This window comes from Micromonospora echinofusca (assembly GCF_017614955.1).
GTDB classification, from domain to species: Bacteria; Actinomycetota; Actinomycetes; order Mycobacteriales; family Micromonosporaceae; genus Micromonospora; species Micromonospora echinofusca_A.
Window position 1 is genome coordinate 1 of record NZ_WVUH01000229.1, and the last position, 12059, is coordinate 12059.

Consider the following 12059-nt stretch of genomic DNA (forward strand, 5'->3'; position numbering starts at 1 on the left):
GGGGTGACCGGCGGTGCGGGCAGCGCCCCGCCCCGGGCGAGGAAGCCGAGCCTCCGCGCGAACAGCGTGGCGTCGAGTGCCGGTGGCCGGGCCTGGTCGGCCGGCAGCGCCGACCAGACGTTGTCGCAGCGCATCCGGGGCATGTCCCGGTCGGGGGTGTCGCCCAGCATGGCCATCAGCGGGGCGAGGGTGTTCGACGTCTCGTCCGCCTCGATCTGTTCGGTGAGCTGGTGGCGCCACCGCTGCCAGTCCACGCTGGGCACCCGGTACCCGTACGCCCGCAGGTGGGCGAAGATGTCGTCCCAGTCCAGCGGTTCGGGGTTGACGGTGTGGAAGGTACGACCGAGGGTCTCCGGGCGCAGCGACAGCGCGACCACGGTACGCGCGACGTAGTCGACGCTGGCGGCGGCGAACGCGTACCGGCGGGCGGGGGCCAACCCGAGGTCGACGCAGCCCTGGATGACCTTGGTGACGTAGTCCTCCCGGTTGGTCGCCCCGGTGCGGCTGTCTCCGAGTACGGCGCCGGCCCGGTAGACCGACACGGGGAGGCCGCGTTCCCGGGCGAGGTCGACGAGCCCTTCGGCGACCCACTTGCTCTGGCTGTAGGCGGTGTCGTGGCCGACCGGCGGCGGAAGCGGGTCGTCCTCGTGGACCTGACCGGCGCCGCCGGCCACGGCTCCGGCGAGGACGGCCAGGGTGGAGATGTGGTGCACCGGGGTGGGTCGGCCCTGGCCGGCCAGCCGCAGGATCTCCTCGGTGCCCCGGACGTTGGTGGCCTTCAGGGAGCGGTAGGGGCGGACGAAGTTGACCCAGGCGCCGCAGTGGTAGATCGCGTCGACCTCGTCGGCGAGCGCGTCGAAGTCGGCCGGGGTCAGGCCCAGCCGGGGCCGGGCCAGGTCGGCGGGGACGACCCGCAGCCGGTGCGCGGGGGGCAGCGGCAGGCCGTACGAGGTCAGGGCGGCGTGCAGCCGGTCGGTGCCCTCGTCGGGGTCGGCGGCCCGGACCAGGCAGACGATCTCGGCGCCGGTCTGCCGGGCCAGTTCGGCGCAGAGGAACGCGCCGACGAAACCGGTGGCGCCGGTGAGCAGGACCACCCGGGGCGGTCCGGTGCGGGCCGGCGCCTGCGGGTCGGGCCGCACCGCCGGGTCGAGGACGACCTCGGCGGCCAGGTCGGGCCCGCTGGCCTGCACCTCGATCAGGGGCCGCCCGGTCACGGTGGCCTCGATCAGGGCGGCCAGCCCGGCGACGGTGGGACTGGCCAGGACGTCCCGGGCGGTGAGCTGGGGAGCGCCGAGCCGGCGCAGTTCCCGGGCGGCCTGCGTGATCATCAGCGAGTGGGCGCCGCAGTCGAAGAGGTCGTCGGTGACCCCGATCCGGTCCACCCCGAGCAGGTCGCACCACACCTGCGCGACCTGACGTTCCCGCTCGGTACGCGGCCCGAGGTGGCCGTCGGCCGGCTCGTCGGCGTCCGCCGGGCCGTCCGTCCCGGCGGCAGCGCCGACCGGGGTGCCGACCGCGTCGTCCGGACCGTCGGCGTCGGGGACACCGGTGGTCACCCCGGGCTCCACCCAGTACCGGCGCCGCTGGAACGGGTAGCCGGGCAGGCTGACCCGCCGGGCCGGCCGCGCGGTGTGCAGTGCCGGCCAGTCCACGGTCACCCCGGCCTGCCAGAGCCGGCCCGCCGCGGCCATCAGGTGCGCGGTGTCCGGCAACCGGTCCCGGGGGTGGCCCAGCGAGGCGACCGCGGTGGGGGTGGGGGCGAGCCGCTGGCCGGGTACCAGCGCGGTCAGCGCCCGGCCGGGCCCGACCTCCAGCAGTACCCGGTCGGGGTCGGCCAGGACGGTACGCAGCGCGTCGGCGAAGCGCACCGTCTGGCGCAGGTGCCGGGCCCAGTAGTGCGGGTCGGTGGCCTCCTCGGCGCGGATCCAGGTGCCGGTGACGCAGGACACGAACGGGCTGCGTGGTGGCCGCAGGTCGCACTCCTTGACCCGGGCGGTGAACTCGTCGAGCACCGGCTCGACCAGCCAGGAGTGGCTCGCCACCGGCACGTTGATCCGGCCGCACTCCACCCCCCGGTCGGTCAGCAGCCGGTCCAGCGCGGCGATGTCCTCGTCCGGGCCGGCCACCACGGTCAGCTCGGGGGCGTTCACCGCCGCGATCGACAGCCGGTCGTCGAGCAGGTCCGCGACCTTCGCCTCCGACAGCGGTACGGCGAGCATCCGGCCGGGGACCAGCCGGGCGAACAGCTCACCCCGGGCGTACGTGACGGCGAGCGCGTCGCCGAGGGTGAACACCCCGGACAGGCAGGCGGCGACGTACTCGCCGAGGCTGTGGCCGAGCATGGCGACCGGCTGCACACCCCAGGACATCCAGAGTTTCGCCAGCGCGTACTCCACGGCGAACAGGGCGGTGACCACGCCCGGCCCCTCGACGCGGCCGAGCGCGCGGCCCCGTTTCGACCCGCCGTCGGCGGGGACCAGCAGCGCGGCGAGGTCGACGCCGAGGCGTTCGCGTACCAGTTCCGTGCAGCGGTCGATCTCCGCCCGGAACACCGGCTGACTGCGGTAGAGGTCGGCCCCCATGTCGCGGTGCTGGTTGCCGCCGCCGGGGAAGAGGAACACCGCCCGGCGGCCGGTGTCCGGGGCGGTCCGGGTGACCAGCCGGTGCGGGTCCTCCCCGCGCAGCACGGCCACCAGGTCGGGCAGGTCGGCGCAGGCGGCGAAACGGCGGACCGGGAAGCTGCGCCGGCCGTCCTGGAGGGTGAAGGCCACGTCGGCCAGGTCGAGGTCCGGGTGGGCCTCCAGGTGGTCGGCGAGCCGCCGGGTGGCCGCGTCGACGGCGGTCCGGCTGCGCCCCGACAGCGGTACCAGGTGCCATCCGGTGGACGGCGGGGTGCCCGGGTCGGCGGTCGACGGTGGCTGTTCCAGGACCACGTGGGCGTTGGTGCCGCCGACACCGAAGGCGCTCACCCCGGCGCGGCGCGGCCCGGTGCCGGCCGGCCAGTCGGTGGCCCGGGTGGGTACGAAGAACGGAGAGGTGTCCAGGTCGAGCCCGGGGTTGGGGGAGCGGAAGTTGACCGTCGGCGGGATCTGTCCCCGCCCGACGGCGAGGGCGGCCCGCATCAGGCCGGCGGCCCCGGCGGCGGCGTCGAGGTGGCCGATGTTCGCCTTGACCGAGCCGAGCGCGCAGAAACCGCGCCGGGCGGTACCGGCGCGGAACGCCTGGGTGAGCGCGGCGACCTCGATCGGGTCGCCGACCTGGGTGGCGGTGCCGTGTGCCTCCAGGTAGCCGATGCTGCCGGGGGAGACCGCCGCCAGGGCGTGCGCGGCGCTGACCACGCGCGCCTGCCCGTCGACGCTCGGCGCGGTGAAACCGGCCTTGACCGCGCCGTCGTTGTTGACCGCGCTGGCCCGGATCACCGCGTAGACGTGGTCCCGGTCGGCCAGCGCGTCGGTGAGCCGGCGCAGTACCAGGACCACGGCACCGTTGCCGGGTACCGTCCCGGCGGCGTCGGCGTCGAACGGCCGGCACCGCCCGTCGGGGCTGAACACCCCGCCGTAGGCGTGCGGGTAGCCGGCCTGCAACGGCAGGTTGATCGCCACCCCGCCGGCCAGCGCCAGATCCGACTCGTAGGTCAGCAGGGACTGGCAGGCCAGGTGGGTGGCGACCAGCGAGGTCGAGCAGGCGGTCTGCACGGTCAACGCCGGCCCGTCCAGGTCGAGCAGGTACGCCACCCGGGTGGCCAGGAAGTCCTTGTCGTTGAAGATCCGGGCCAGCGGGGCCATCGCGGAACGCTGGAACCGGGGGTTGGTGGCGAGGTTCGCGGTCAGGTACTTGTTCATGAACATGCCGGCGAAGACGCCGATGGCGCCGTCGGTGCGTTCCGGGGTGTGGCCGCTGTCCTCCAGGGCGGCCCAGGCGGTCTCGCAGAAGACCCGCTGCTGCGGGTCCAGCGTCTCGGCCTCGGCGGCGTTGTAGCCGAAGAACTCCGCGTCGAAGTGGTCGGCGTCCGCGATCACCGCGCCGGCCGGGACGTACTCGGGGTCGGCGAGCAGGCGCGGGTCCACGCCGGCGGCGCGCAGCTCCGCGTCGGTGAACCGGCTGATCGAGGTGACCCCGTCGAGCATGTTGGTCCAGAACCCGTCCACCGTGTCGGCGCCGGGTACCCGGCAGGCCATGCCGACGATGGCGATCGGTTCGATCCCGCCGGTCGGGTCGGCCTCCGGGGTGCTGCCGGTGCTGTCCAGGTACGCGGTCACGGCCGGTCAGCTCCTTCGTCCCCGGCGCGGGCCGGCGGCGGTGAGGGCGGCGGCGCGCCGTCCGGCGGCCTGCCGGGTACCGGCCAGCGCGTCGGGACGCTCGCCGGGGGTGGCGCAGGCGGCGGCGAGGGTACGCACCGACGGATAGCGGAACAGGTCCACCAGGGACACCCCGGTGACGTCCCGGGCCAGCAGCCGGGACCGGGCCTGCACCGCCAGCAGCGAGTTGCCGCCGAGTTCGAAGAAGTTGTCGTCGAGACCGACCCGCTCCCGGCCGAGCAACTGCGCCCACACCTCGGCGATGGTCTGCTCCACCTCGGTGCGGGGTGCCAGATAGCGGGCGGGTTCGGGGCGGCGCGGGTCGGGCAGCCCGCTCCGGTCGACCTTGCCGTTCGGGGTGAGCGGCAACTCGTCGAGGAGGGTCACGGTGGCCGGCACCATGTAGTCGGGCAGTACCCGGGCCAGGGCGGTACGCAGTGCGGCCGGGGTGGGCGCCGGGGTGCCGGTCCGGGCCGGGCAGCAGTACGCGGCCAGGCTGCGGTGCGCGCCCGTGCCCCGCACCACCACGACGGCGGCGCGTACCCCGTCCTGCGCGGCCAGCACACTCTCGATCTCGCCGAGTTCGATCCGATGGCCGTGGATCTTGACCTGGTGGTCGAGCCGGCCGAGGAACTCCAGCGTGCCGTCGGCCCGCCAGCGGGCCAGGTCACCGGTGCGGTAGAGCCGGGAACCGTCGGCGGTGAACGGGTCGGGCACGAACCGGTCCGCGGTCAGGGCGGGTCGACCGTGGTAGCCGCGGGTCACGCCGGGGCCGCCGAGCAGCAGCTCGCCGGGTACGCCCACCGGGGTGGGGCGCAGGTCGGTGTCGACGACGTACGCGCGCACGTCGGCCAGCGGCCGGCCGAGCGGGACGGTACCGCCGGGCGGCGGGTCACCGTCGACCCGGTGGCTGCTCGCCCAGACCGTCGCCTCGGTCGGCCCGTACATGTTGTGCACGGCGCCGACCAGGCCGGCGAGGTCGGCGCCGAGCGCGGCGGGCAGCGCCTCCCCGCCGACGAGCAGCCGGCGCAGGTCGCCCAGCGCGGCGCGGGTGTCGGGGTCCTCGGCGAGTACCCCGGCCAGCGACGGGGTGCACTGGAGGTGGGTGACCCGGTGCCGGCGCAGCTGCGCGGCGACGGGTTCGTCGGCCAGCGCCACCCGGCGGCGTTCCTCGCTGAGGTCCCGGGCGGCACGCAGGTGCGGCAGCGCGGCCAGCACCTCGTCGTGGTCGACACCGAAGTCGATCAGGCAGGCCACCTCGTCCACCTCGATCGCCTTGAGCCGGTCCACCAGGTCGGCGGCGGCCTCGGGGGTGCCCAGCAGGGCGGCGGTGTCGAAGAACCGGTCGAAGGCCTGCCGGACCAGCGCGTCGAGTTCCTCCTCGGGCAGGTTGCGGAAGTCGCTGCTGCTGCCGGAGACCGCGCCGAGCCCGGAGAGCAGGTCGAAGGAGCTCTTCAGGTACCCGCAGAGCGGCTCGCGGACCCGCTCGCGGACCTGCTCGGTGTCGGTGCCGAGGAAGGTGTGCAGCATCAGGGTGACGTGCCCGGTACCGGCGTGACCGGCCTCGCGCCAGGCCCGGCGGTAGATGTCGATCTTCTCGCCGAGCTGCTCGACCGAGTGGCCGAGCAGGTGGGTGAGCAGCCCGGCGCCGATCTCCCCGGCCATCCGGAAGGTCTCCGGGCTGCGCGCGCTGGTGACCCAGACCGGCAGGTCGGGCTGCACCGGTGGCGGGTACACCCGGACGTCGACCCGGTCCCCACCGGGACGCGGGCGGCTGACCGTCCCGCCGCGCCACAGCCGGCGTACCTCGGCGATGCCGTCCAGCATCAACTGCTTGCGGTCGGCGTACCGGTCCGGCGCGAGGACGAAGTCGGTGGGCTGCCAGCCGGAGGCGACCGACAGGCCGACCCGCCCGCCGGAGAGGTTGTCCACCACCGCCCACTCCTCCGCGACCCGGATCGGGTCGTGCAGCGGTACGACCACACTGCCGGCCCGGATCTGCACCCGTTCGGTGATGGTGGCGATGGCGGCGGCGGTGACCGACGGGTTCGGGTAGAGCCCACCGAAGTCGTGGAAGTGCCGTTCCGGGGTCCACACGGCGGTGAAGCCGTGCCGGTCGGCGAAGCGGGCCCCCTCGACGAGCAGCCGGTACCGGTCGTCGGCGGCCCCGCCCCGGTCACCGCCGAAGTAGAACAGGCTGAAGTCCATCGGCCGGGCCTGCACCTCGGCGGGCACCGGGGCGCCGGTGGCGGTCGCGGCCCCGGAGGTGGGTTCGTCACCCCGGATCACCACCTCGAAACCCCGGGTCAGGGTCCACAGCAGTTCCAGTACCGAGATGTCGAAGGAGGCGCTGGTCACCGCCAACCAGGTCGGCGCGCTGGCGTCGGTGTCGTCCGGTGGCCCGGCCGTGTCCGGGTCGCCGGCCGTGTCCGGGCCGAATTCGCGGTCCATCCCGGCGAAGAAGGTGCCCACGTTGCGGTGGGTGACCAGGACGCCCTTGGGTCGTCCGGTGGAGCCGGAGGTGTAGATGACGTAGGCCAGGTCGTCGGCGTGCACCGACCGGCCCGCCGGCACCACGGCTGCCGGGTCGTCCGGTGCCGGTGCGTCGGGGGCGACGGTGGTGACCGGCAGGCCGTCCAGCCGGCCGGCGAGGTGCGGGGTGGTCACCACCAGCCGGGCACCGGAGTCGGTGACCAGGTAGCCGAGCCGGTCGGCGGGCAGGGCCGGGTCCAGCGGCAGGTACGCCCCGCCGGCCTTGAGGATGGCCAGCAGGGCCACCGCCAGGTCGGTACCCCGGGGCAGCAGGACCCCCACCGGGGTGTCCGGGCCGACGCCGTGACCGCGCAGCGTGGCGGCGAACCGGTCGGCCCGCGCGTCGAGTTCGCGGTAGGTCAACCCGTCCCGGAGGCCCGGTCCGGCGTCCCGGACCGCGACCCGGTCGGGGGTACGCCGGGCCTGCGCGGCGACGAGGTCGTGCACGAGCACGTCGCTGCGGCGGGTGACACCGGTGCCGGTCCACTCGGTGAGCAGCAGGTGACGTTCGTCCGGGGTGAGGACGTCCAGCCCGTCGACCGGGCGGTCCGGGTCGGCCAGGGCGGCGGTGAGGACCTGCCGGAAACGGGCGGCCATCCGTTCGGCGCTGTCGGCGTCGAACAGGTCGGTGCCGTACTCCAGCCGGGCGGTCAGCTCCGCCCCGCGCCGGGTGAGCGACAGGGTCAGGTCGAACTTCGCGGTGGCCGTGTCGCCGGGGACCGGGGTGACCGTGCAGCCGGGCAGGGCCAGCCCGGCGGCGTCGGTGTCGTGGTAGCTGAACAGCACCTGGAACAGCGGGTTGTGGGCCAGGTCCCGGCTTGGGTGCAGCTCCTCGACGAGCTTCTCGAACGGCAGGTCCTGGTGGGCCAGGGCGTCCCGGGTCTCGTCGCGGGTCCGCTCGACCAGTTGCCGGAACGTCGGCGCACCGGTCAGGTCCACCCGCTGCACCAGGGTGTTGGCGAAGAAACCGATCAGCGGCTGGACCTCGGCGCGCTGCCGGCCGGCCACCGGCGAGCCGACGACGACCTGCGGGGTACCGGTGTGCGCCTGCACGACGACCGCGAACGCGGCCAGCAGCACCGCGAACGGGGTCGCGGCGGCCTGCCGGGCCAACCCGGTCACCTGCGCGGTGACGTCCGCGCCGAGACGCAGGTCCAGGTGGGCGCCCCGGTAGGTCTGCGTCGGCGGTCGGGGCCGGTCGGTGGGCAGGCTGGCCAGCAGCGGTACGTCGGCCAGCCGGTCCCGCCAGTGGCCCACCAGCCGGTCGAGGGTGTCGCCGGTCAGGTGCGTGTGCTGCCACTCGGCAAAGTCGGCGTACTGCACGGGCAGGTCGGGCAGCTGCCGGCCGGCGTACGCCGCGCCCAGTTCCCGCTCCAGGATGGCCAGGGACCAGCCGTCGCAGACGATGTGGTGCACGGTCAGGCACAACCAGTGGTCCGTCGGGCCCAGCCGCAGCAGGGTGGCCCGCAGCACCGGGCCGTCCGCCAGGTCGAACCGGGTACGCGCCTCGGCCTCGGCCAGCGCCGTCGCCTCGGCGGTGCCGGCCACGTCGACCACCCTCAGTGGCACCTCGGTGGGCGGCAGGACGACCTGGCGTGGCTGGCCGTCGACGGCCCGGAACACGGTACGCAGTGCCTCGTGCCGCCGGACCACCGTGCTCAGGGCGCGGTGCAGGGCGTCGACGTCGAGCGGGCCATGGATGCGGTAGCCCAGCGGGATGTTGTAGACCGGGTTGTCGGGGTTGAGCTGGTCGAGGAACCACAGCCGCTGCTGCGGGTAGGACAGCGGGTGGCTGCGGTGGGCCAGCCGCTGGGCCAGCTGCCGGGCCAGCAGGGCCCGCCGGGCGTCCGTACCGGGGTCGCTCATCGTTCCGCCTCGTTGTCCGCGAAGTCGTGCAGCAGCTGGTCGACCTGTTCGGGGGTGAGCTGGTCGATGTGCTGCAACAGGTGCTCCATCTGCTGCCAACCGCCGGCGGCGATACCGCCGGAAGCGGCCGGTTCCCCGGGCGACCCGCCGGCCGGTGTGCCGCTGTCCAGGGCGGTGACCAGGCAGGCGACGGTGGGGGTACGCAGGAAGCGAGCCAGGGGCACCTCGGCGCCGAAGGTCTCGTTGACCCGGGCCACCAGCCGCATGGCGAGCAGCGAGTGCCCGCCGAGGGCGAAGAAGTCGTCGTCCAGACCGACCTGGTCGAGCCCGATCAGGTCGGCGCAGATCGCGGCGACGGCCCGTTCGGTGTCGCTCCGGGGTGCCCGGTAGGCGACCGTCAGGTCGGGGCGTTCCGCTTCGGCGGCCGGCAGGGCGGCCCGGTCGAGTTTGCCGTGTTCGGTGAGCGGCAGGGCGGCCAGCGACACGTACGCGGCGGGCACCAGGTAGGGCGGCAGCCGCTCGGTCAGCCAGGCGCGCAGTTGCGTACCGGTCGGTGCGGGTTGCCCGGTCGCGGGTACGACGTAGCCGACCAGGCGCCGACCGGTCGGGGCGTCGTCGACGACCACCGCCGCGCCGGCCACCGCCGGGTGGTCGAGCAGGGTGTTCTCCACCTCGCCCGGTTCGATCCGGAAACCGGAGATCTTCACCTGGTCGTCGCTGCGGCCGAGGAACTCCAGCACCCCGTCGCTGCGCCAGCGCACCACGTCACCGGTGTGGTAGAGCCGGGAACCGTCGGCGGCGAAGGGGTCGGGGACGAACCGCTGCGCGGTCAGCGCCGGTCGACCGGCGTACCCCCGGGCCACCCCGGGACCACCGAGGTAGAGCTGCCCGGGTACGCCCTCGGGGACCGGGTGCAGTTCGTCGTCGAGCACGTACGCGGTGGTGTTGGCGATGGGCCGGCCGATCGGGACCGAGGTGGCCCCGTCGGGCAGGTCGGTGATGTGGTGCACCACGGCGAAGGTGGTGGTCTCGGTGGGGCCGTACCCGTTGAGCAGCCGGGCCGGGGCGTGCGGGCCGCGCAGCAGCTGGCGGATCCGGACCGGGTTGAGCGCGTCGCCGCCGACGAGCAGGTTGGTCATGGTGGCGAAGCTGTCCGGGCGGTGCGCCATCACCTCGTTGAACAGCGCCGAGGTGAGGAACATGCTGGTCACCGCCGACCGGCGGAGCTGCTCGCCGAGGGCGCCGGGGCTGAGTACGGTGTCGCGGGGGATGACGCAGACGGTCCCGCCGTGCAGCAGGGCACCCCACACCTCGAAGGTGATCGCGTCGAAGGACGCGTCGGCGACCTGGGCGATCCGTTCCTGGGGGCCGAACCGCACGAAGTCGGTACCGCAGACCAGGCGCAGGATCGCCCGGTGGGCGACCACCACCCCCTTGGGGCGTCCGGTGGAGCCGGAGGTGTAGAGGACGTAGGCGGCGCTGTCCGGGCGGGCGGCGGGTGCCGGTTCCGGGGCGGCGGGTGCCGGAACGGCGACGGACCCGTTCCCGTCCCCGGTCGGCGGGTCGTCGGCGGTGACCACGGCCACCCCGTCGGCGGGGAGCAGACCGGCCAGGTCGGCCCGGGTCACCACCAGCCGGGCCCCGGAGTCGGCGAGCAGCCAGCGCAGTCGTTCCCCGGGGTAGCCGGGATCGAGGGGCACGTAGGCGCCGCCGGCCTTCAGCACGGCCAGGAACGCGGTGACCAGTTCGCTGCCGCGTTCGAACAGGACCCCGACCGGGGTGTCGCAGCCGACCCCGCGTTCGCGGAGCAGCCGGGCCAACGCCTCGGCCTGGACGTCCAGGTCGGCGTAGCTGAGGGTCCGCCCGTCGTACTCGACGGCCGGGGCGTGCGGGTGCCGGGCCACCTGCTCGGCGAACAGTTCGGGCACCGTACGGTCGGCGGGGAAGGGCACGGTGGTGCGGTTGTACGTGCCGACGATCCGGGCCCGCTCCTCGGCACCGAGCAGCGGCAGCCGGCCGACCGGCTGGTCGGGGTCGGTCAGTGCCGCGGCCAGCAGCCGGGTGTAGTGCGCGGTCATCCGCCGCATCGTCTGCTCGTCGAACAGGGCGGTGGCGTACTCCCAGATCAGGGTGATCGGGGCGGCGTCGTCGCGGTGGCCGTGCCCGGCGTGCTGTTCGGCGCGCGGCAGCACCACGATGTTCAGGTCGGTCTTGGCGGTGCCGTTGTGCCGTTCCAGGACGCTGCCGGTCAACCCGGCGAAGGCCAGCTGCGGCATCGGCGAGTCGTGGAAGCTGAACATGGTCTGGAACAGCGGGTTGCGGGCCGGGTCGCGGACCGGTTCGAGGGCGTCCACCAGTCGGTCCAGCGGCACGTCGGCCCACTCGTACGCGGTCGCGGCGCGGGTGTGCACCCGGCGGACCAACTCGGTGAAACCGGGTCGGCCGGACAGGTCGACCCGCAGCGGCAGGGTGTTGACGACCATGCCGATCAGGCGCTCGGTCTCGGCGAGCCGGCGGTTCGCCACCCCGCTGCCGATGATCATGTCGTCCTGCCGGGCGTACCGGCCGAGCAGGGTGGCGAAGCCGGCGAGCATGGTGGCGTAGAGGGTGACCCCGTGCCGGCGGCTGTACGCGCGCAGCCGCCGGCACAGCTCGCCGGGCAGCTCGACGCGCAGCGCCGCGCCGGTGAAACTCTGGGTCAGCGGGCGGGGCCGGTCCAGCGGCAGGGCGAGTTCGTGCGGCGCGCCGGCCAGTTCCCGGGTCCAGTGCGCCAGGTGCCGGTCGAGCGCCTCGCCCTGCATCCAGTGCCGCTGCCAGAGGGTGAAGTCGCGGTAGCGGCAGGCCGGCGGCGGCAGGTCCGGTTCCCGGCCGGCGGCGTAGCTGCCGTACAGGCGGGTGAGTTCGTCGACGAAGACGGCGAAGGACCAACCGTCGTGGACCAGGTGGTGTTCGACGTGGACCAGCGTGTGGTCGTTGTCGGCGTGGCGGATCAGCGCCCACCGGGCCAGGGGCGGCTCGGCCAGGTCGAACGGTTCGCGCAGGTACCCGGTCACGGTCTCCTCGGCGCGCCGGCTGCGTTCGGGCTCGGCCAGCATGGACACGTCGACCAGTGGAAGGTCGACGGCACGGTGGGCGGCGATGCGCTGCTCCGGGCCGTGCGGGCCGGCGACGAAGCCGGTGCGGAAGATGTCGTGGCGGCGGACGATCTCGTCGAGGGCGGCCCGCAGCACCGTCGGGTCGAGCGGTCCGCGCAGCCGGATGGTGGCCTGGGCGTGGTAGGCCCGGTTGCCCGGGTCGAGCTGGTCGAGGAACCAGATCCGTTCCTGCGGCAGGGACAGCGGCACGACCGCGTCGGGGTCGGCC

The 12059-nt window shown here is 74.5% G+C and carries 3 protein-coding genes; all 3 read right to left on the reverse strand.

Annotated elements, in window-relative coordinates; genetic code table 11:
* Positions 1-4259, reverse strand: a 4259-nt coding sequence (locus GSF22_RS22755) for a type I polyketide synthase (protein WP_208815768.1), incomplete at its 3' end; no start/stop codon positions are given.
* Positions 4260-4265: 6 nt separating this feature from the next.
* Positions 4266-8696 (reverse strand): MupA/Atu3671 family FMN-dependent luciferase-like monooxygenase, encoded by a 4431-nt coding sequence (locus GSF22_RS22760; protein ID WP_208815769.1) that lies wholly within the window; start codon positions 8694-8696, stop codon positions 4266-4268.
* Positions 8693-12059, reverse strand: a 3367-nt coding sequence (locus GSF22_RS22765) for a non-ribosomal peptide synthetase (protein ID WP_208815770.1), incomplete at its 5' end; no start/stop codon positions are given. The genes GSF22_RS22760 and GSF22_RS22765, both read right to left, overlap by 4 nt.

What these genes read in the sequence shown, in the direction of transcription:
- GSF22_RS22760 (WP_208815769.1), bottom strand. Translation starts at nt 8,696, where the DNA reads ATGAGCGACCCCGGTACGGACGCCCGGCGGGCCCTGCTGGCCCGGCAG.